Source organism: Vibrio tubiashii (assembly GCF_028551255.1).
In the GTDB taxonomy this organism is placed as follows: domain Bacteria; phylum Pseudomonadota; class Gammaproteobacteria; order Enterobacterales; family Vibrionaceae; genus Vibrio; species Vibrio tubiashii_B.
Map to the genome: position 1 here is coordinate 700,549 of NZ_CP117030.1, position 21,021 is coordinate 721,569.

17 protein-coding genes are annotated in these 21,021 nt (G+C 44.9%); 7 read left to right on the top strand and 10 right to left on the bottom strand.

The features are described from left to right. Positions 1–58 precede the first annotated feature (58 nt). The 4 genes from LYZ37_RS18505 to LYZ37_RS18520 all read right to left on the bottom strand — a co-directional run bounded on the left by LYZ37_RS18505 (position 59) and on the right by LYZ37_RS18520 (position 4,823). The gene (locus tag LYZ37_RS18505) at positions 59–691 is read right to left on the bottom strand and encodes a PGAP1-like alpha/beta domain-containing protein (protein WP_272788290.1); all 633 of its coding nucleotides are present in this window, start codon (positions 689–691) and stop codon (positions 59–61) included. A gap of 164 nt (positions 692–855) precedes the next feature. Then, the gene (locus tag LYZ37_RS18510) at positions 856–1,644 is read right to left on the bottom strand and encodes a PhzF family phenazine biosynthesis protein (protein WP_272788386.1); all 789 of its coding nucleotides are present in this window, start codon (positions 1,642–1,644) and stop codon (positions 856–858) included. A 189-nt stretch (positions 1,645–1,833) separates the two neighbouring features. Then, entirely contained in the window at positions 1,834–2,973 is a 1,140-nt protein-coding gene (lldD, locus tag LYZ37_RS18515; protein WP_272788291.1) for an FMN-dependent L-lactate dehydrogenase LldD, read from the bottom strand. A 158-nt stretch (positions 2,974–3,131) separates the two neighbouring features. Further along, positions 3,132–4,823 (bottom strand): L-lactate permease, encoded by a 1,692-nt coding sequence (locus tag LYZ37_RS18520; protein ID WP_272788292.1) that lies wholly within the window; start codon positions 4,821–4,823, stop codon positions 3,132–3,134. A 155-nt stretch (positions 4,824–4,978) separates the two neighbouring features. On the opposite strand from LYZ37_RS18520, the gene LYZ37_RS18525 reads away from it, so the two are divergent. After that, the gene (locus LYZ37_RS18525; protein WP_239855471.1) at positions 4,979–5,878 is read left to right on the top strand and encodes a LysR family transcriptional regulator; all 900 of its coding nucleotides are present in this window, start codon (positions 4,979–4,981) and stop codon (positions 5,876–5,878) included. A 95-nt stretch (positions 5,879–5,973) separates the two neighbouring features. Here LYZ37_RS18525 and LYZ37_RS18530 read toward each other — a convergent pair whose 3' ends face one another. Next, entirely contained in the window at positions 5,974–7,596 is a 1,623-nt protein-coding gene (locus tag LYZ37_RS18530; protein WP_272788293.1) for an ABC transporter ATP-binding protein, read from the bottom strand. A 13-nt stretch (positions 7,597–7,609) separates the two neighbouring features. Beyond that, positions 7,610–8,104: a hypothetical protein gene (locus tag LYZ37_RS18535; protein ID WP_272788294.1), complete on the bottom strand. Its 495-nt coding sequence runs from the start codon at positions 8,102–8,104 to the stop codon at positions 7,610–7,612. Between the two features lie 206 nt (positions 8,105–8,310). Here LYZ37_RS18535 and LYZ37_RS18540 point away from each other — a divergent pair, with 206 nt between their 5' ends. Further along, positions 8,311–10,671 carry a Lon protease family protein gene (locus LYZ37_RS18540; protein ID WP_272788295.1) on the top strand — a complete coding sequence of 787 codons (2,361 nt, stop codon included), beginning with the start codon at positions 8,311–8,313 and terminating at the stop codon, positions 10,669–10,671. Between the two features lie 71 nt (positions 10,672–10,742). Here LYZ37_RS18540 and LYZ37_RS18545 read toward each other — a convergent pair whose 3' ends face one another. Beyond that, the gene (locus LYZ37_RS18545) at positions 10,743–11,741 is read right to left on the bottom strand and encodes a 2-hydroxyacid dehydrogenase (protein ID WP_272788296.1); all 999 of its coding nucleotides are present in this window, start codon (positions 11,739–11,741) and stop codon (positions 10,743–10,745) included. A 155-nt stretch (positions 11,742–11,896) separates the two neighbouring features. On the opposite strand from LYZ37_RS18545, the gene LYZ37_RS18550 reads away from it, so the two are divergent. From LYZ37_RS18550 to LYZ37_RS18560, 3 genes are all read left to right on the top strand, one after another. Beyond that, the gene (locus tag LYZ37_RS18550; RefSeq protein ID WP_272788297.1) at positions 11,897–12,373 is read left to right on the top strand and encodes a GNAT family N-acetyltransferase; all 477 of its coding nucleotides are present in this window, start codon (positions 11,897–11,899) and stop codon (positions 12,371–12,373) included. Positions 12,374–12,570: 197 nt separating this feature from the next. Next, on the top strand, positions 12,571–14,208 hold the full coding sequence (locus LYZ37_RS18555) for a methyl-accepting chemotaxis protein (protein WP_272788298.1): 1,638 nt from the start codon (positions 12,571–12,573) through the stop codon (positions 14,206–14,208). Positions 14,209–14,301: 93 nt separating this feature from the next. Beyond that, positions 14,302–14,820, top strand: coding sequence for an NUDIX hydrolase (locus tag LYZ37_RS18560; protein ID WP_272788299.1), 519 nt, complete (start codon positions 14,302–14,304; stop codon positions 14,818–14,820). Positions 14,821–14,894: 74 nt separating this feature from the next. On the opposite strand, the gene LYZ37_RS18565 is transcribed toward LYZ37_RS18560, so the two are convergent. After that, the gene (locus LYZ37_RS18565) at positions 14,895–15,857 is read right to left on the bottom strand and encodes a hypothetical protein (RefSeq protein ID WP_272788300.1); all 963 of its coding nucleotides are present in this window, start codon (positions 15,855–15,857) and stop codon (positions 14,895–14,897) included. Between the two features lie 149 nt (positions 15,858–16,006). On the opposite strand from LYZ37_RS18565, the gene LYZ37_RS18570 reads away from it, so the two are divergent. Then, a complete protein-coding gene (locus tag LYZ37_RS18570) occupies positions 16,007–16,477 on the top strand; it encodes an Lrp/AsnC family transcriptional regulator (RefSeq protein ID WP_171320933.1) in 471 nt (156 codons plus the stop codon). A 47-nt stretch (positions 16,478–16,524) separates the two neighbouring features. Here the strand turns inward: LYZ37_RS18570 and tkt are convergent, their stop codons facing one another. Next, positions 16,525–18,516, bottom strand: a complete 1,992-nt coding sequence (gene tkt, locus LYZ37_RS18575) for a transketolase (RefSeq protein ID WP_272788301.1) — start codon at positions 18,514–18,516, stop codon at positions 16,525–16,527. An 82-nt stretch (positions 18,517–18,598) separates the two neighbouring features. Then, complete coding sequence (gene tal, locus LYZ37_RS18580) at positions 18,599–19,549, bottom strand: transaldolase (protein WP_171325215.1); 951 nt, start codon at positions 19,547–19,549, stop codon at positions 18,599–18,601. 452 nt (positions 19,550–20,001) lie between these two features. Between tal and LYZ37_RS18585 the strand changes: the two genes are divergently transcribed. After that, on the top strand, positions 20,002–20,982 hold the full coding sequence (locus LYZ37_RS18585; protein ID WP_171325213.1) for a sugar-binding transcriptional regulator: 981 nt from the start codon (positions 20,002–20,004) through the stop codon (positions 20,980–20,982). Positions 20,983–21,021 lie beyond the last annotated feature (39 nt).

A 21,021-nucleotide genomic window follows, 5' to 3' on the forward strand; every position in this document is an offset into this window, starting at 1 on the left:
ACCAATGCTTAGAGCAAGCCGTCATGAGTTGGAAAAAACGTATTCCCCACTAAGTTGGTTAGTGAACTAATTCTGTTTTTTTAAACTGGCCGTTAGCAATGAAATGATGTATTTGTCCTGGTACTAAGGAAGAGTAGATCAAACTGGTGTGGCTGCTTCTAATCTCAACATGATCCGTCATGCCTGCAATTTTTGTTTCGTCTACGGTGACGGTTCCATCGGACATCATTTTATTATCCATTAGAAGTAACGAGCGAGCGCCAAGTGGGAGAGTACCTGCAATACAACCAAGTTTTTGCGCAAGAGACCAGCTTCCTTCATGTTGAGCGAGACCATAATCAGGGGAGTTGCCTAAAATAACACTCATGCCGAGCTCTTGAATCCGAGTTACTATGGATGCCCCTTGCATTGGAGAGCCAATGGTCACAACGTGTGAAATAACATCTTGATTTGGCTGGCGAGATTGCAGGTAGTGCTTAATGATCAGACCACCTAAACTGTGCCCAACGAGAACGTTAGGCATAGTATCGGATAAAGCGTTATCGATAGAGGTAAATACTTGTTGTTCATCGATTGCAACGCTGTTGTAAGAGAGTATCTTAGTTCGGTAGCCAAATTCTCTGAGTTTGTGGCTTAGTGGTTGCATCACCATGCCATGCATATAAAGCCCATGTAAGATAATGATTTTCATATGATTCTCCACAACCGCTTATACAGAGAATCTAACCATATTTTCTGACAAAATCACCTACTTTCTGGTAAGTTTGTGCAGCCAAACAAGATGACTAAATAAATCACTCAACCGGCTATTCAGGTGACTAATGAGGGTTTAGGTCTACGGCAACATGGTGAATTTCAAACGTATATTTTTCCATGGGAGTAGGGTACGACATCTCCAGCTACGACGACATTTTGTTGTGAAACGTGGCAATAGACAATGCCGCCACGCTTGGAAGCTTGGTATGCTTTCAAATTGTTTTTGTTGAGCCTGTCAGACCAAAATGGAGCTAGTCCAGCATGAATGGAACCTGTCACAGGATCTTCATCTCCACCATTGGCAGGCCAAAAATAGCGGGAAATAAAGTCAAACTCTTTACTTTTTGCTGTAGCAACTACGTCATATGGGGCGAGACGTTTAAGGAAATCACTTTTGGCTTTTAAATCATAAACATCTTGTTCATTGTCATAGATAGCAAAATAAGCTTGCGGGCTTCTTAGTACCTCGACCGGAGGGATCGACAAGCCTTCTAGCAGATCTGCGGGAGGATTAGTGGTTTGCGGCTTTCTGAGTGGAAACGTCATCAAAATACGACCACTAAGGTCTTTATCGACAACTAGCGGACCAACAAAGCGAGTTTCAAAAGTAATGCTGTCTCCCGCATCAAAGTGGGAAAATAGGACATAGGCAGAGGCTAACGTGGCATGGCCACAAAAATCAACTTCACAAAGAGGGGAGAACCAGCGAATTTCATAATGATCGACATCTATGGGCTTGATAAAAGCCGTTTCCGATAAGTTGTTTTCGGCGGCAATCTTAAGCATCAAATCATCGCTAAGCCAATCATTGACCGGAACAACGGCGGCGGAGTTTCCCTTAAACCTTTGAGTCGTAAAGGCATCGCAAACGAACATTTCAAATTCCATCATCTTTCCCTCTGTTGTGGAGATTTTATAGATGATATGAATTATTACCTTTAGTTACCATAGTTGGTCGGGATTGGCGGAGAGTTGCGACTCGCTTCAACTGAAAGCACACTGAGTCGACACACTCTCCGATAATAGAAAGTGAACATTGTTGGGTTACAATGTCACTTTAATATTGAGGGTAAGGCTTTATTTGAAGTTAACAAGAGAGTCTCTATTGAGATCGTGGATACTTTTGGCTCCCGTTAGCGTCATAGCGACACGCATTTCTTTCTCATACAAGTCGAGAAGATTTTCAACACCGGCTTGACCTTGTGCGGCGAGCGCATAGATAAATGAGCGACCTAGGAGAGTACAATCGGCGCCGAGTGCAAGCATACGGACGACATCAAGACCTGTTCTGATGCCAGAATCGACGAAGATTTTAAGATCACCTTTTACTGCGTCTGCGATGGTAGGCAGAGCTTTTGCGGTCGAAAGTACGCCATCTAATTGTCGACCACCGTGATTCGAGACCACAATGCCATCAGCGCCAAAGCTAACCGCATCTTTCGCATCTTGCTCATCAAGGATTCCTTTGATGACCATAGGGCCATCCCAAAATTCGCGAATCCATTCAAGATCTTTCCACGAAATAGAAGGGTCAAAGTTATCGCCTAGCCAGCCAATGTAGTCTTCTAATTTGGTAGGCTCTCCGCGATAAGTTGAGATGTTGCCAAGGTCGTGTGGCTTGCCAAATAATCCCACATCGAAAGCCCAGCTTGGGTGACGCATCGCTTGGAACACACGGCGCGTGGCAGCGTTGGGGCCACTCATACCTGAGTGCATGTCACGGTATCGAGCTCCCGGCACTGGCATATCAACGGTAAATACCAGAGTTGTCACGCCAGCGGCTTTCGCACGCTCAAGCACATTCTTCATAAAGCCACGATCTTTCAGCACATACAGTTGAAACCACATTGGGCGCTCAATCGCTGGGACGACTTCTTCAATAGGACAGACCGACACTGTAGACATAGTGAATGGAATGCCTTTGTTTTCCGCTGCTTTGGCTGCCTGAACTTCACCTCTACGTGCATACATGCCAGTGAGCCCAACAGGTGCAAGTGCAATTGGCATCGCAAACTTTTCGCCAAAGATCTCTGTCTCTAGACTCAGATCTTCCATATTCTTTAGTACGCGTTGTTTAAGCGCGATGTCTGCGAGATCTTCGGTGTTTTTTCTCAAGGTATATTCACCGTAAGAACCGCCATCAATATAGTGGAAAAGGAACGGAGGAAGCTTCGCTTTTGCAGCGGCACGATAGTCAGTAGAAGCAGAGATAATCATAAAGTCATTCCTAATAGAGTTTTTTGTGCCTTTCTATGAAGGTTTAGTATGGTCGATATCTTAAAAGGGAGGCGTCGATACCCACGGTTTTGCTATCGTTTTCACGTTAACAGGGGTCTTGTCAGGGGATAGAGTATGACGCCTCAAGGGAAAATCTTTTAGTTCATTAACGCATCAGTAATCTGCAAGCCATAGATAGCGACTAGGCCGATGATGCCCGTTACAACTAAGTAGTAAATGGTAGGGATAATGGTCTTACGCAGCGTTGCCCCTTCGCGTCCAAGCAGTCCAACGGTGGCAGATGCTGCAACCACATTGTGGATAGCGATCATGTTACCAGCAGCAGCACCGACTGCTTGCAATGCGACAACCACGGCACTCGATATGGTCAGTGTTTGAGCTACTTCGAACTGGAACTGGCTAAACATCATGTTCGACACTGTGTTAGAGCCCGCAATGAAGGCACCAAGCGCACCGACTGTCGCACTAAGGGCTGGGAATGCCTCACCGACTAAGCCTGCAGCAAAGTTCGCTGTGGTTACTGGCATACTTGCTAGATCAGCTCCATTGATACCTGAGTTGATGAAAATACGCACCATAGGGATAGTAAACACCAAGACAAATCCTGCACCAATCAGTGTTTTGCTTGATTCACCAAACGCTTTCCCAAGTGGCGCAACGCTGCGCGATTGAAGTAACACTGCCACTAGAGCAACAAACACAAGAATGCCACCTGGAAGGTATAGTGGTTGGATTGCCGTACTAATGCCGGCTTCACCAAGGATATTGCTAAATGAAAGGCTAACGCTACGTAGCATCGCTTTGAATTCTGAACTGACACGGCTCGCGACTAGTACAACAGCAAGCAGTACATATGGAAGCCAAGCCAAAGCCATGTTCATTGGTTTAGTTTTAGAATCGTCTAAATCAATCTTTAGCGAGCCTAACCATTCTGCTGGCCATTCGTTTTCATCTTCAAAGTCCCATGTTGATTTAGGGACTAAGAAGCCACGTTTAGCCGCTGAAACAACAATGGATAGACCAACTAGACCACCGATGAGTGACGGGAACTCAGCACCAAGGAACACGCCTGTTAACGCATATGGGATAGTGAAAGAGAGGCCTGCGAAGATCGCAAACGGTAGGATATCTAGCCCTTCAGTCCAGCTTCTGTTCTTGCCGAAGAATCGAGTCAACATCATCGCCATTAGAACTGGGATTAGAGTACCGACACTAGCGTGAATCAACGCAACACTTGAGGTAATTTGCTGCAGGTAAGCATCCCACGTTGAGCCATTTGCGATAAGCGCTTCGCCAATATTATGAGTGTCTAACCCTTTGTTAACACCCACGATAATAGGTGTACCCACCGCGCCGAAAGAAACAGGCGTTGATTGAATCATCATTCCCATTAATACAGCCGCAAGTGCTGGGAAACCAATAGCGACAAGTAGAGGTGCGGCAATGGCTGCTGGCGTACCAAAACCGGAAGCGCCCTCAATGAATGAGCCAAAACACCAAGCGATAATAATTGCTTGAACACGTCTATCTGGAGAGATGTTGGTGAAACCGTTTCGAATCGTAGAGATTGCGCCAGTATGCTTTAAAGTGTTGAGCAAGAAGATGGCACCAAACACAATCCATAGTACAGAGACGGTGATTCCGAGTCCCTGAAATACAGAGGCAAGTACTCGGGTAGTTGACATATCCCATGCGAATAGGGCAATGACAACGGTTAAACCAAATGCGACTGGCATCGCGCGTTTTGCAGGCCAGTTTAGGCCTACGAGGAGTATGGCTGCCACCACTATTGGTGAGAAAGCCACTAGGGCAAGTAATGTTTCACTCATTGGTACGTCCTTTACATTCTTCAATCAGGACTCTTAAGAGTCTCTTAGATTTTATAATTGTGATGCTATTGTTAATTTGGGGTGAATTTACCCCTTTATTTTTTATTGATACAGGGAAATAATGAAAATAATTAATTCCAAAAGTGACATAATCAATGCGTGCAGATGACTTAATCCTGTTTTCTCAAGTTGTGGAAATGGGCAGTTTTAGCAAGGTGGCTGAGGCAAATAACCTTACAAATTCGGTAGTTAGCAAGAGAATAGCCCGATTAGAGGAAGAGATTGGCGTTCAGCTATTATATCGAACAACGCGCAAATTAACGTTAACAGAAGCGGGTAAAGCGTTAACGCATGGTGCAAAAAATGTGAAGCAAGCCGCTCAAGAGGCTATGGACGCAGTTTCAGGGTTTGGCGAGAACGTGAGCGGTCATATCAAAATGTCTGTCCCCACCATTTCTGGTGATTTGATATTGGCCGATGCTGTCGCTGAATTTTGCAACTCTCATCCAGGGTTAACGGTCGATATGTCTTTAGATAATCGATTTGTCGACCTCGTGGAAGGTGGCTATGACTTGGTGATTAGAACAGGCTATCTAGAAGATTCGAGTCTGATCGCGAGGCACATTTTAGATTCCCAATGGGTAGTGTGTGCGTCACCTTCTTATATAGCCAGAAATGGCAAACCGATAGAGCCGCAAGACTTAGCTAAGCACAACTGTCTTCAATATGCCTACCAAACTACAGGTGCCAGCGAATGGGAGTTTAAAGCTGAAGAGGGGAACTACATCGTAAAAGTGACTGGTTCCTTTTCGACGGATAATGCAACCGCACTGAGAAAAGCCGCCTTGGGTGGTCATGGAATCGCCTATGTACCAAGATGTTTGGTCTATCACGATATAAGAAACGGTCAGCTGGTGGATTTGTTTCCTGAGCAAGTAGGCAAACGGCTTGGGATCTATGCGGTTTATCCTTTTACAAGGCAACCACCTAATAAAGTAAAGTTGTTAATTGAACATATTCGCGCGCGGTACTTAGCGATTTCTCATTACTTCTAGCCAGTTCAACATCAGCTCAGCAAAAGAGAGACAAAAAAGCCGACGCTTCCATGCGTCGGCTTTAGGGTCGGCGGCCAAACCGAATTTATATAAGCTTAGGCTGCTTCTGTCGATTCTTCCAAATCAAATGAGGCAGCGATAAGTTTCTTGGTGTAATCGCTCTGAGGGCTATGGAATATTTCATCAGCAGTGCCTTGCTCCATCACTTCGCCTTTTTGCATCACCAGTACGCGGTCTGACAGGGCTTTTACAACACTTAAATCATGGCTAATGAATAAGAAGCCGATGTTGTGTTTCTTCTGAAGATCCTTAAGCAGATCGATAACCGTTAGCTGGACAGAACGATCAAGTGCCGATGTTGGCTCATCTAGCAAGATGAACGATGGCTCAAGAATCAGTGCTCGTGCAATGGCGATACGCTGACGCTGACCTCCAGAAAATTCGTGCGGGTAGCGGTTGATAGAGTGCGGATCTAGACGCACCTCTTCCAGCGCTTTTCGCGCTCTTGCCATACGTTCTGCGCGTGTCAGTTGAGGTTGATGCACGGTGAGCGCTTCCGTGATGATATCGCCAACTGTCATACGTGGCGATAACGAACCATAAGGGTCTTGGAACACCATTTGGATATCTTTTTTCAGTTCAAAGCGTTGCTTCTCAGACAGTTGGCTGATGTCTTGGCCTTTAAACTGGATGTGCCCAGTAGAAGGTAGTAATCCAATCAGTGCGCGGCCTAGGGTGGACTTACCCGAGCCAGACTCACCTACAATGCCTAAGGTTTCACCTTGTTTTAGCTCCAACGAGATCCCTTTAACCGCTTCGAAATATTGGTTACGGTTAGGCAAGAAGTGAGATTTAATTAAGAACTTTACTCGAATATCATCAGCTTTGAGCAGAGCAGGGGCATCTTCTTCTATAGGGTCTTTGCTGCCACTAGGTATGGAGTTGATCAGCATTTGCGTATATTCATGCTTTGGCTGGGCAAACAACTCGTCACATTGACCTTTTTCTACCACGTCACCTTTACACATTACGATGACTCGATCAGCGAGATGTTTTACAACACCGAGGTCATGAGTAATGAACAGAATAGACATGCCCATCTTAGCTTGAATCTCTTTAATAAGGTTCAGCACCTCGGCTTGAACTGTCACATCTAGGGCCGTCGTAGGTTCATCGGCGATGAGAATGTCTGGTTCATTGATCAGTGCCATCGCGATCATGATGCGTTGTAATTGACCACCGGAAAATTCATGAGGGTATTTGGTGTATGCTTGCTGAGGGTTTGGTAAGTGGACCAAATCGAATAGGTCGAGCACTTTTTGCTTCGCCTGAGAGCGAGTCACGCTTCGGTGACACATAATGGCCTCAGCGACTTGAATTCCAACGCGCATAAATGGATTGAGAGAGGTCATTGGCTCTTGGAATATCATGCCAATTCGATCACCACGAATGCCCTGCATGGTTTTTTCGGATTTATCCAACAGCTCTTCATTTTCAAACTCAATGCTCGATTGAGAATGAACAATCGCATTATTTGGCAGAAGCTGCATCAAGGCGTTGGTTGATACTGATTTTCCACTACCAGATTCCCCAACGATAGCAAGCGTCTCACCTTTTAGCAGATCGAAACTGACATCTTTTACCGCGTCAACAATTCCATCGTTGGTGGTAAAACTTACGGAAAGGTTTCGAACCTTAAGAATAGGCGTCTGTGACATTGTACATCCTTATTTAATTTATAGTGTGTGAGCTTTCCATAGCAGAGTTGTATTGCTTGAGCGTCGAAAAGTAATGGTGAGCTTTTTGTACATGTTCAAATTCGAGCATCCACTGTGCACTACGTTGAGCACTACAAAAAGCGCCCATATGACGCAATAAATCCTCACACTGATTTTGTATGACATGTTGAGTGGCTTGAACTAGATCGAAAGATTCAATCGAGACAAACTGGAGCTGCGCATAGGTTTGGTTTAGTAGGTCGAATGCCTGCTGGTGCTGCCCCATTTTGTTCAGAATCTCTGATTGAGAAACGGCAGCATCGCGTAACCCTGTGACTAAGCAGCTAAATTGGCAAGGTTTTGTCTCATTATCTATCAGTGCATCTTGCAGATGAGAAGGCAAGTGGCTTAGCACAAGTTCGTATAGGTAATGTGCTTCAGGCCAGTGTCCTTGTTCTAGCAATTGCTCTGCTTTTAGATAATGTGTCCAGCATTGCTGCAAATCCATGTCCAAATACTCCGCTCTCAAAATGTTACGCCTATTTAAATGCAATTCATTAGCCAATGCAAATAATTATCATTTAATTGCCATTTAAATTGACACGGATGATTAAAAAATGAGCGGTTAAACGTGATTTGGCTGTAAGTCACTAAAACTTAAACAAATCTAGCCTAAACTAGCTTTATGAGAACAATAACTACAAGGATAGAGTGATGACCATTCAAAGACTTGAAGCGAATCAGCTATACCTATCAGCTGAGCTAGAAAAACTACAAAGCAAGTCGACAAAAGAGTTGGCGCCTATCGATGAGATTGTCGGACAGGAGCGTGCTCAGAAAGCCGTCGAGTTTGCTATGTCGATTAAAGAGAAGGGATACAACATCTACGCAATAGGCCAAAATGGATTGGGCAAGCGTACGATGATTTTGCGCTATTTAAATCGCCACCAACATGATGCCGCGGCACTGTTTGACTGGTGTTATGTCGCCAACTTTGAAGATATTCGTACACCAAAGGTACTCAAGTTGCCTTGTGGGGTTGGCAGTAAATTCAAACAAGACATCGAAAAACTCATGTCTAAGCTCGTCAATGCAATGCCGTTAGCCTTTGATAATGAGCTCTACTATAGCCGCGCAGATAAGCTGAAAAACCAATTGGCCACTAAGCAAGAAGCCGAACTTGCGGTAATCACTAAAGAAGCCAAGTCTAAAGGTATTAGTCTGACCATTACGACTCAAGGTGACTACCAGTTTGTTGCGATGAATGGCGAAGAGCTTCACACAGAAGAGTCGTTTGAAGAGCTGAGTACTAAAGAGCAAGAATACTTTGGTGACACGATTGACGAACTTGAAGTGCAACTGAGAAACATGGTTCGTCAACTCACTGAGTGGGAAGAAGCCTACACAGAGAAGATTAAAAAGCTCAACGATGAAGTGACGCTAGATGTGATCACCCATTTCATCAAACAGCTTAAGAAAGACTATTCAGGTTATCCTGCAATAAAGAGTTATCTTACTGAACTTCAGCAAGACATCGTTGATAACGCAGATATCTTCTTAGAGCAAAGTGCGGAGCAAGGTGAGGTAGCGACAGCCTCACTCGATAAGAAATTGCCTCGTCGCTACAAGGTTAACGTCCTTGTAAGCCGTAAAAACGAAGAGTTTCCAATCGTCGTTGAAGAGAACCCAAACTATCACACATTATTTGGTTACATTGAAACCGCCACCTTTAAGGGAACGGTTTTTACCGATTTCTCTTTGATTCGTCCAGGTAGTCTGCACAAGGCGAACGGTGGTGTGCTCTTGATGGATGCACAAAAGGTGCTGGAGCAGCCCTACGTATGGGACGGTCTAAAACGTGCTCTGCGTGCGCGCCAGTTGAGTTTTACTTCTCTAGAGAAAGAAGTGACGCTAACAGGGACAGTATCACTTGACCCTGAAGCGATCCCTTTGGATGTGAAAATTATCCTATTCGGCGATTACCGCACCTACCAGTTGCTTCAACACTATGATCCAGAGTTTAGCGAGCTATTCCGTGTGACCGCAGATTTTGAAGACGAGATGACGCGTAATGCTGACTCGGAGCTTCAATACGCGAAATTCATTTCCAGTGTGGTGAACGATAACGGCATGCTGCATTGTGATCGCAAGGCCATCGCGCGAATCATTGAGCACAGTTCGCGTTTAGCAGGCGATCAGAACAAAATCTCACTGCATTCGGCGAATATTGCGAATTTACTCCGTGAGTCCAACTATGTGGCAAGACAAGCGAATTCTAACATGATTCGTTCTAGCCATGTCGAGGAGGCGCTGTCTAACCAAGAGTTGCGTGTTAGCCGACTAAAAGACAGCGTGATGGAGAGCTTTATTAACGGAACGACGTTAATTCACACTCATGGTGAAGCCGTCGGTCAGGTTAATGCTCTGTCAGTTCTTAGCACCAGTGAGTATATGTTTGGCGCGCCAAACCGGATTACAGCAACAACCTGTTACGGTGATGGTGAAGTGATCGATATTGAGCGCAGTGTTGACCTTGGTGGTAGCATCCACTCGAAAGGTGTAATGATCCTAACAGCGTACTTATCCTCAGTATTTGGTAAAACGGCGAAAGTCCCGTTAAGCACTACCATTACTTTTGAGCAATCATACGGTGGCGTAGATGGTGACAGCGCAAGTATGGCTGAGTTCTGTGCCGTAGTTTCCGCGTTTTCTAAACAGCCAAACCGTCAGGATATAGCTATTACAGGCTCGATGAACCAGTTTGGTGAATCACAACCAATTGGCGGTGTTAATGAGAAGATCGAAGGCTTCTTCGATGTATGTGAAATCAAAGGGCGTACAAACGAGCAAGGTGTGATTATCCCGCGTTCGAATATGCATAATTTGATGTTACGACCAGACATCGTCAAAGCGGTAGAAAAAGGTGAGTTCCATATCTGGGCAATTGATCATGTGACTGAGGCGATCGAACTCTTTACCGGAAAAGCGGCCGGCACGCCGAGTGAAGAAGGAAGTTACCCGATTGATACCGTATTTGGTATCGCACAAGCCAAGCTTAACGCATTAAGAAAATAAAACGACAAGAGCCCCTGACAAAAGGGGCTCTTTCTTATCTATTTAGGTCAGCATAAACCTGCATGCGGAAACTAAAGTTCTAACACTTCGTTTCCTGAAGGTACGCCTTTAGCAAACGCGTCTATATTGCCGAGCGTTGTTTCTGCAATATTGCCAAGAGCTTCATTGGTTAAGAAAGCTTGGTGACCTGTAAATAAGACATTGTGGCAAGCTGACAATCGACGAAATACATCATCAACAATCACATCGTTAGATTTGTCTTGGAAAAACAGCTCTTTTTCATGCTCGTAAACATCAAGGCCAAGTGCTCCGATTCGCCCGCGTTTCAGCGCTTCAACCGCTGCCGCAGAATCGAGTAAGCCACCACGACTGGTATTAACGATCATAACTCCATCTTTCATTTGCTCAAAAGCCGTTTCATCGAGTAGATGATAGTTCTCTTCCGACATCGGGCAGTGCAGAGTAATGATGTCGCTCTGCTCAAATAGTTCTTGTTTAGAAACATACTTGGCTCCAAGTTCGAGAGCGATCGGATTCTCATACGGATCGTGGCATAAAAGCTCCATCCCTAAGCCTTTTAAAATACGCATTGTTGCAATGCCAATTTTACCGGTACCAATCACGCCTGCGGTTTTACCAAAGAAGTTAAACCCAACTAGGCCTTCTAGGTTAAAGTTCGCATCTCGGGTTCGTTGGTAGGCTTTATGAAAACGACGGTTTAGGCTCATCATTAAGCCGACTGTGTGCTCTGCGACAGATTCTGGCGAGTAAGCCGGAACGCGAACTACCTGAATACCAAGTCGTTTCGCGGCTTCTAAGTCGACGCGATCAAACCCAGCGCAGCGCATTGCGACCATCTTTACACCTTGTAGTGATAGCGCTTCAAGGACAGTTGCCGAAAGATCATCATTAACGAACGCGCAAACAACTTGACAGTCATGAGCCATCTTTGCGGTTTTTCGAGTTAACGGGAAATCGTGGAAGTGAAGGTTAAAACCATAAGCTTGGTTAACTTTCGAGAAAGATACTTCGTCGTAAGACTTAGAGCTAAACACAGCGACATCTATCATAAAAACCTCTCTAAGGTATTGAAGGAGAGTAACGACGCCTATTGAATACTGAATTAGAAAGAAAATAAACCATGAATTTACTGAGGCTATATCTAAGTTGCGCCAATAGTTAAATTATTGATATATATTAGATTCGACAAGGAATGGAGAAAAACATGATTAAGCTTACGCCAATGACGCCCGCTCATCTTGAACAGGTGATCACTCTCAGTGTCGCGGATGAACAACTCCCGTATGTAGGCACGGTCGAGCAAGTTCTCCTTAATGCTGACGATAAAGTGCATCCCCATCTTGTTTTAGATGATGACAAAGTAGTTGGTATATTTCTTATCGATACCACTTATAGCCGTGTTTATGATTTTGCTCCCTCGGGCTCTTTAGGCTTTAGGGCATTCTTGATCGATATAGACTGCCAAGGCCGTGGATACGGAAGTGCCGCAATGTCATGTTTAGGCAGTTACCTAGCGCAACAATATCCACAATATGAGGCTGTTTACTTGACCGTTAATTGTAAAAACCCAACGGCTTATCGTTGCTATTTAAATAATGGTTTTGTCGATAATGGCGATCTTTATTTAGGAGGAGCTGCAGGGCCGCAGCATATTATGTCGTTGAACCTGAGTTTAGGGTGATATTTTCATAGAGTTAAATTGAGCTAAATATCACTACCTCCTAAGTATTACTAAATTCATATAATAGTTACACAAACCATTCATTTTACTGCTACCGTTATATTTATAAAATAAATCCGACCAGTCAGTAACCATCTAATTACTATGGTTTTTGCAGTCGGGTTGATAATAAACTTGATTGGTTAGGGTATATGGATATGTTGGTAACGAAACTTAAAAACGTCTCAATTGCCGCAAGGGCATGGTCAATTCTTGGTTTATTCGCGGTTGGCTTATTTGCCAATACTCTTTTAAATATTGATAAATCGCGACAGCACATGCGTGAAAACTACGAGCGCGGAGTTGAAACGCTAGTAGAAAGTGCGGTTAGTGTGATTGATTATTATCATCAGCAGAGTGAAAGTGGAGCTTTATCAGAAGATGTCGCGCAAGCTCGTGCTTTGGAAACGATTTCTGCAATGCGTTTTGATGGTGATAATTATATTTTTGTTGGTGATAAAGACGGGATACAAATAGCTTCAGGAGTGCTCTCTTTACTTGGCAAAAACATTTTGGGTATTCAAGACAGCAATGGCACCTATTTTGTTAAAGAGCTTTACCAAGTGGCAAGAAATGGCGGTGGGTTTGTTGATTATCATTGGAAAAATCCGGATAAAGAAACGCTCGATCCTAAAACGAGTTACGCCATCATGTTTCAGCCATGGGGCTGGATGGTAGGGTCGGGAATGAATATTGTGGCGTTAGAGGCTGTAACCTATCGCTCCGAAATGACATCGCTGAGTTACGCTGTGGGTATTTTAGTGGTGCTTTCACTGGTGGTCGGCTATTTCATTAAAACCATAACTTCGCCGTTAAAACGCACTCTGCGAGCGATGAAAACACTGTCACAGGGCGAAGGTGACCTAACCCAGCGGTTACCAGAAGAGGGCAGTAAAGAGCTGATACACTTGGCGCGTTACTTCAATCAGTTTGTTGCCTCAATTCAATCGATTATGCTCAATATCAGTGATGCAGGGACACAAGTTTCCGCATCCGCCACACAGTTATCCAATTCTGTTCACCATATTGATGACAGTCTGAATCAGCAGCAAAACGATGTGGATATGTTGGCGACAGCAATGACAGAAATGCTCGCGACCGTTGAAGAAGTCGCAGGGAGAACCTCGGAAGCCAATGATGCCAGTCGATTAGCGGCAAAAGAGACTCAGAACAGCCATTCTATCATCCAGCAAAACGTTGAAGAGGCTAACGAGCTAGCGGTGCAAATTGACTCTGCAGGTCAAGTGGTACAGAAGCTGGCGACGGATGCGAGAAACGTAGATACAGTGCTAGAAGTGATTCGTGGCGTGGCAGAGCAAACGAATCTGTTGGCACTCAATGCAGCTATTGAAGCAGCGAGGGCAGGAGAGCAAGGTCGCGGCTTTGCGGTTGTTGCTGATGAGGTAAGAACACTCTCGCAACGCACTCAAGAATCAACGCTTGAGATTCAAAACATTGTTGAGAAGCTCCAAGCGGGCGCCGAGAATGTAGTGACAGTGATGAATCAAGGTGCGGATAAAGCAAATAAAGCGTCGTCACTCTCGACGCAAGCAGGTGAAACACTTGATAAGATCAATCGAGAAGTTCATACCATAGAAGAGATGGCGCAGCATATTGCGACTGCCGCGGAACAGCAAACGGTCACTGTTAACGATATCAACCGAAATGTGGTTAGCTTGAGTGACATGGCGAGCTCTGTATCGAGTGAATCGGCTCAAATGGCGAGTTCGGGTAAAGAGTTAAGACATGTCTCTGAAAATCTGATGAGCATGATTAACCGCTTTAAGCTTGCATAAGGTTTAAGCAAGCTGAGTTATCTTCAATCTTATTGGAATCTAAGTCAGTGCTAGTGATAGAATCGCAACAAATTTTCTATCACTAGCCTATCTATGAGACATCTAAAGACCACAGTCCATCCTGATCTGGAACATTTGGACGACAAAATCATTTTCAAGCGCAATGCAGCACGCGCCATCGTGGTTGATGGAGAAGATATTTTACTCTTGTACACCGAGCGCTACCATGACTATACCATTCCTGGCGGCGGCCTTGATGAAGGTGAAGATATCATTGCTGGGATGGTACGCGAGTTAGAAGAAGAGACGGGCGCCAACAATATTCATGGCATTAAGCCTTTTGGTATCTATGAAGAGTTTCGACCTTGGTACAAAGAGGATGCTGATGTTGTTCATATGATTTCGTACTGCTATACGTGCAAAGTTGACCGTGAACTCGGTGAAACTAACTACGAAGATTACGAGATTAAAAATGGCATGAAAGCCGTATGGATGAATATTCATGATGCTATCGCTCACAATGAAAAAACCATTGCTGAAAGCCCGAAGAAAGGCATGAGTATTGAGCGTGAGACCTTTCTACTTCATCTCATCGCCAAAGAAATGCTTTAAGTCATTAAGGTAAAAAGACAAATGCCTATCAAATTGCTTTGGTAGGCATTTTTTAGAGCGTAACGCCCACAGTCTTAAGACTCGACTCTTCGATAAAAGTACTTCTCACAAGTCGCGTCGCTCACATATCTGAGAATGTGAGAGAGTATCGCAACGGTAATCAAGCCAAACAATAACCTTCCCCAAAAGATAGAGACGAAATCAGCGCCTATCAGAAGCACTAAAATGGTGTCTTCGATCATACTGTGAACAAGATTAAGCAGCATAATTGCGATAAACACATCTCGCGCGGGGATGTGCCCACGTTTTGCTTCGTTGATGAGAAGACCGCCGCCAAAAGATAAGCCAAGGGTAATTCCTACAATAGTCATGTTTGTCGCTTCACGACTGATCCCAAGTAACCTTAAAACAGGGCGCAACATTATCGCCATCGCCTTTTCGACACCGACTAGTTTCATCAGCTTGAGGGCAAAAAGCAGAGCAGAAATGACAAGGAAAATTGCAACTAGGTTTTCAACTTGAACCCATGCCCATTCTAAGTAGGTTTGCTGTGCGACTTGCTCTGGTGACCAGACGACATTTGCGGTGTAGCCTAATAAGTCCCAGTACTGGTAGCTATGGTGTAATAGCCATGCTAAGAGTATTCCGCCACCTAAACGCAGCAGTAATGTCATTGTGATGCTTACGCCCGCTTTTTTGGCAATGGCAGCTTCAATGGGCAATGAGTGAGCAAGTAACATCAAAGTGCCAAGCACTGACACTTGGGCGACGGTAAGCTGCACATCTGTATTCATAAATACCAATAAACCTGCATAGATGTTCGTCAGCAGTGTAGTTGCCCAAACAAGTCCCATCTCGTCCGGAAGGCCAACCAAGCTCATCAAAGGGCTAAGCCAGTTACTCAAGATTGCGATGCCACCCATCTCTTCGATGACTTTGATGACGATAATGATCGGCACCATGATCTTATAGAGCGTCCAAGTGACATCGAAGATTTCATTAACGAGATCTCGAAAGAAATTTTGTAGCTTGTTCATTGTCAGTTCCTTTAAAACAACAGATGGCAAAATGTTATTCAAATGTAGAGAAATATGACGATGCTTATATAATGACTTTAACTAATTTTGTTTCTTTATTTTCTCTATAGGGAAGCAAAAATTCTTAGATGTGGGGTTTTAAGAAATATATGGAAATTGACAGAATTGATCGAAAGATCCTTTCAGTGCTGCAAAAGAATAACCGAATAGCGAACGTTGAGCTTGCAGAGGAAGTTGGCTTGTCTCCACCCGCGTGTTTAAAGCGCGTTAAACGATTAAGGGCAGGAAAAGTGATTGTTGGAGATGTCTCGATCATCAACCCGTCGTTAGCGGGCAACAAAATGACCTTGATTGTATCTGTGGAAATGGAGCGTGATAGGGGGGATATCTATAGCGTGTTCAGGCAATCGATCGAGAAAGCACCTGAAGTGACGCAATGCTATCAAATCACCGGAGGCTACGACTTTATGTTGATTGTCTCGGTGTCGGATATTCAGGCTTACGAGCGATTCATTGAGCGAGTCTTACATCAAGATCGGAATATACGTAAGTTTCATACCTCGGTGTCGACCAAAACCGTTAAGTTCAGCACTCAAGTTAATGTAGAAGAGATCCAATAAAAATGCCCCGCTAAGGTAGCGGGGCATTTATTATCAAGATACAGGGATTAAGCTAGCAGCTCTTTCGCTGTGTTTACTACGTTTTCTGTAGTGAAACCGAACATCTTGAACAGTTCGCCTGCTGGCGCAGATTCACCGAATGTCGTCATACCGATGATCTTGCCACCGAAGCCAACGTACTTGTACCAGAAGTCAGCAATCCCCGCTTCTACAGCAATACGAGCTGTTACGTCAGATGGAAGTACAGATTCACGGTACTCAGCGTCTTGCTTGTCGAATGCGTCCGTTGCAGGCATAGATACTACGCGTACTTTCTTACCTTCCGCTGTCAGCTCAGCTGCAGCGTTAACCGCTAGCTCAACTTCGGAGCCTGTTGCGATTAGGATAAGCTCAGGCTTGCCTGCGCAATCTTTCAGGATGTAACCACCGCGAGCGATGTTAGCTACTTGCTCTTCGCTTCGCTCTTGCTGTGCAAGGTTTTGACGAGAGAAGATTAGCGATGTAGGGCCATCTTTACGCTCGATAGCCAGTTTCCAAGCGACTGCAGATTCCACTTGGTCACATGGGCGCCATGTGCTCATGTTTGGTGTTAGACGTAGAGATGCCATTTGCTCAACTGGTTGGTGAGTTGGGCCATCTTCGCCAAGACCGATAGAGTCGTGCGTGTATACTTGGATGTTCTGAACTTTCATCAGAGCCGCCATACGCATTGCGTTACGTGCGTATTCCATGAACATTAGGAAAGTTGCACCGTATGGTACGAAACCACCGTGTAGTGCAATACCGTTCATGATTGCTGTCATACCGAACTCACGTACACCATAGTGGATGTAGTTACCCGCTGGATCTTCAGCCGACACAGACTTAGAACCAGACCACATAGTTAGGTTAGAAGGTGCAAGGTCAGCCGAACCACCTAGGAATTCAGGTAGCATAGCACCGAACGCTTCTAGTGCGTTTTGAGATGCTTTACGTGATGCAATGTTTGCAGGGTTAGCTTGAAGGTCAGCAATGATTGCGTTTGCTTTCTCTTCCCATTGTGCTGGCAGTTCACCGTTTACGCGGCGTTTGAATTCTGCTGCAAGCTCTGGATATGCTGCTTCATAAGCTGCAAGTTTCTCGTTCCACGCTGCTTCCTTAGCTGCGCCTGCTTCTTTCGCATCCCACTGCGCGTAGACATCTTGCGGAATTTCAAACGGACCGTGCTCCCAACCTAGTTCTTTACGTGTTGCTGCAATTTCTTCAGCGCCTAAAGGTGCACCGTGACAGTCGTGTGAACCAGACTTGTTAGGTGAACCAAAACCGATGATAGTTTTAGTACAGATTAGAGTAGGGCGTGGGTCAGCTTTCGCTGCAACGATAGCAGCGTTGATTGCTTCAGCATTGTGGCCGTCTACTGCTGGGATTACATGCCAGCCGTACGCTTCAAAACGCTTAGGTGTGTCGTCAGAGAACCAACCTTCAACGTGACCATCGATAGAGATACCGTTGTCATCCCAGAAAGCGATCAGCTTGCCAAGACCTAGCGTACCTGCTAGAGAACATGCTTCGTGCGAGATACCTTCCATCAGACAGCCATCACCCATGAATGCATAAGTGAAGTGGTCTACGATGTCGTGGCCTTCTTTGTTGAATTGTGCTGCAAGAGTTTTCTCAGCTAGCGCCATACCTACAGCGTTCGTGATACCTTGACCTAGAGGACCTGTTGTTGTCTCGATACCCGGTGCGTAACCGTACTCTGGGTGACCTGGAGTCTTAGAGTGCAGTTGACGGAAGTTTTTCAGATCGTCGATTGATAGCTCGTAGCCTGCTAGGTGAAGCAGAGAGTAAATCAGCATAGAGCCGTGGCCGTTTGAAAGCACGAAACGGTCGCGGTCAGCCCATTCTGGGTTTGAAGGGTTGTGGTTTAGATGATCACGCCAAAGAACTTCAGCGATATCAGCCATACCCATAGGTGCGCCTGGGTGACCAGAGTTTGCTTGTTGTACACCGTCCATGCTTAGAGCACGAATTGCGTTTGCTAGATTTTTACGATCCATAATAAATACCGATTAATAGATTGTTTCTTAGAAAGGATGTAAAGAGGGGAACGCAAACGTTCCCCTCTAGAAATTCTGTTGATTAAAGCTTAGCTTCAATCATTGCTTCAAGTTTGCCTTGGTCTACCGCGAAGTTGCGGATACCTTCAGCAAGCTTCTCAACTGCCATAGGGTCTTGGTTGTGATCCCATAGGAACTCAGCGTGAGTCATCGCAGCAGGACGTTCAGCAGCGCCTTTAGAGTCAACCAGCTTCTCTACTACTTCGCCTTCAGCCGCTTCTAGTTCAGCAAGAAGTGCGGGAGCGATTGTTAGACGGTCACAACCCGCCAACTCAAGGATCTCGCCAATGTTACGGAAGCTTGCGCCCATAACAACAGTGTTGTAGCCGTACTCTTTGTAGTAGTTGTAGATCTTAGTTACTGATAGTACGCCTGGATCTTCTTGAGCTTCGAAGTCACGACCTTCTTTCGCTTTGTACCAGTCCATGATACGGCCAACGAATGGAGAGATTAGGAATACGCCAGCTTCAGCACATGCACGAGCCTGAGCAAAAGAGAATAGTAGAGTCAGGTTACAGTTGATGCCTTCTTTTTCTAGGATCTCTGCAGCACGGATACCTTCCCAAGTAGACGCTAGCTTAATAAGGATACGGTCGTTAGTGATGCCCGCATCGTTGTACATTTTTACTAGCTGGCGAGCTTTAGCAACGCTGCCTTCCATGTCGTAAGAAAGACGAGCGTCAACTTCAGTAGAGATACGGCCTGGAATAGTCTTAAGGATTTCTTTACCGATGTTTACTGCAAGCATGTCACAAGTGTCTTGTACTTGTTGTGCTTTATCAGAGCTTTGCGCTTTAGCGTATTCGATAGAAGCGTCGATTAGAGGTGCATACTCTTCGATTTGAGCTGCTTTAAGAATCAGAGAAGGGTTAGTTGTAGCGTCTTCAGGCTGGTATTTTTTGATTGCATCAATTTCACCAGTGTCAGCGACTACAGTCGTTAGTTTACGAAGTTGCTCTAATTTGTTGCTCATTTCGATCATCCTATTTAATGGGCTATCACGTCAAAAACAATAGACGTGAGTTGTGCATTTGCAAGCGAGGTAGCTAATCGACCTAAACTTCAAAACAGCTTGGTTGATCAACTGACCTGAATTATTTCAGCGTATGAGCGATTGTCGTGAACATTTGCTCTTACTCTGAGTAAATGATGGGTTCATAATTATCTTATCTAGCTAGAAAGTCAATCGTGAAAATGAGGTTATGGTGACATTCATCAACTATTTTTTTCACTTGAAAAGCTAATGTACTGAAATAAACGTTTGCCAAGCGAGCGTAAGGGGTGAGGGCACAAATGGGTGTTTAAAAATAAACCTGAGAATTTGTGATAGTGGTGAGCAAATGTTGGCGAAAATTGGCGATATGACATATGCTACACCCCTGAGCAGATGTAATATACTGCTGACAAAGAGAGAAAGTGAACGATATGAACAAAGCTGTAAACGACATTTCTGATGATAACGCTGATTTACTGACTGAAATTTCGGTTGCCTATTATCAAGATGGTGCGACTCAAGAAGAGATTTCTAAAAAGTTTTCTGTCTCAAGAGCTAAGGTTGGGCGAATGCTTAAACAAGCTCGTGACGAAGGTATCGTCGAGATTACCGTCAAGTATCACCCCGTATTCAGCGCTAAGATAGAGCAAAGGCTTGTTGAACGATTTGGTGTTAAGCGTGCTTTGGTTGCTCTCGACCAACCTAGCGAAGAGCAACAGCGTCAGCAAGTGGCTGGCTTGGTGTCTAAGTATATGGCTGGCACACTTCAAAATGGTACTGTGGTCACCGTAGGGCAAGGGCGTAATGTGTCGGCCGTTGCGCACCATACCGGTGTTATTCCTCAGCGAGACGTGAAATTCGTTTGCGGTATCGGTGGTATTCACCCAAGGGGCGGTATGTTTAATGCCGACCATATTTGTCGTCAGTTTGCCAAGAGTTATGGTGGAACGTCTGAAACGCTTTACGCCCCAGCTTATGCGGAAAACCGCGAGCAGAAGTTAGCCTTTATGCAAAATGCGACCGTGAAGCAGACGTTAGATTTGGCGCGTAAAGCTGATGTCGCTTTGGTGGGAATCGGTGACATGAGCGAAAACAGCTATATGGTTGATCTCGGTTGGTTTACTGCTGATGAAGTGGTTCAGTCACGCATGCTGCAGGGGGTTGTAGGTGATTTTGCCGGATATGACTTCTTTGATATTCATGGGCAGTCATCAGTGACAGTAATGAGCGATCGCGTTATTGGTCTTAGTCTTGAAGAATTTAGACCAATTTCAGAGGTGATAGCTATTGCCGCAGAAAACAGCAAACCACTGGCATTGTTAGGCGCACTCAGAACAGGCGTAATTGATGTTATCGCGACAAGTGTAAGCAATGCACTGACAGTGCTTAACTTAGATGAACAGATGAAGTAGTTGGTCTGTTGAGGTTAGTCTGACAAACTTTTTATATAA

Coding starts and splice junctions, on each gene's coding strand:
- LYZ37_RS18555 (WP_272788298.1), top strand. CDS start 12,571: ATGTTGGTAACGAAACTTAAAAACGTCTCAATTGCCGCAAGGGCATGG.
- LYZ37_RS18585 (WP_171325213.1), top strand. CDS start 20,002: ATGAACAAAGCTGTAAACGACATTTCTGATGATAACGCTGATTTACTG.
- LYZ37_RS18570 (WP_171320933.1), top strand. CDS start 16,007: ATGGAAATTGACAGAATTGATCGAAAGATCCTTTCAGTGCTGCAAAAG.
- LYZ37_RS18525 (WP_239855471.1), top strand. CDS start 4,979: ATGCGTGCAGATGACTTAATCCTGTTTTCTCAAGTTGTGGAAATGGGC.
- LYZ37_RS18540 (WP_272788295.1), top strand. CDS start 8,311: ATGACCATTCAAAGACTTGAAGCGAATCAGCTATACCTATCAGCTGAG.
- LYZ37_RS18510 (WP_272788386.1), bottom strand. CDS start 1,644: ATGGAATTTGAAATGTTCGTTTGCGATGCCTTTACGACTCAAAGGTTT.
- lldD (WP_272788291.1), bottom strand. CDS start 2,973: ATGATTATCTCTGCTTCTACTGACTATCGTGCCGCTGCAAAAGCGAAG.
- LYZ37_RS18545 (WP_272788296.1), bottom strand. CDS start 11,741: ATGATAGATGTCGCTGTGTTTAGCTCTAAGTCTTACGACGAAGTATCT.
- tal (WP_171325215.1), bottom strand. CDS start 19,549: ATGAGCAACAAATTAGAGCAACTTCGTAAACTAACGACTGTAGTCGCT.
- LYZ37_RS18530 (WP_272788293.1), bottom strand. CDS start 7,596: ATGTCACAGACGCCTATTCTTAAGGTTCGAAACCTTTCCGTAAGTTTT.
- LYZ37_RS18565 (WP_272788300.1), bottom strand. CDS start 15,857: ATGAACAAGCTACAAAATTTCTTTCGAGATCTCGTTAATGAAATCTTC.
- tkt (WP_272788301.1), bottom strand. CDS start 18,516: ATGGATCGTAAAAATCTAGCAAACGCAATTCGTGCTCTAAGCATGGAC.
- LYZ37_RS18560 (WP_272788299.1), top strand. CDS start 14,302: ATGAGACATCTAAAGACCACAGTCCATCCTGATCTGGAACATTTGGAC.
- LYZ37_RS18505 (WP_272788290.1), bottom strand. CDS start 691: ATGAAAATCATTATCTTACATGGGCTTTATATGCATGGCATGGTGATG.
- LYZ37_RS18520 (WP_272788292.1), bottom strand. CDS start 4,823: ATGAGTGAAACATTACTTGCCCTAGTGGCTTTCTCACCAATAGTGGTG.
- LYZ37_RS18550 (WP_272788297.1), top strand. CDS start 11,897: ATGATTAAGCTTACGCCAATGACGCCCGCTCATCTTGAACAGGTGATC.
- LYZ37_RS18535 (WP_272788294.1), bottom strand. CDS start 8,104: ATGGATTTGCAGCAATGCTGGACACATTATCTAAAAGCAGAGCAATTG.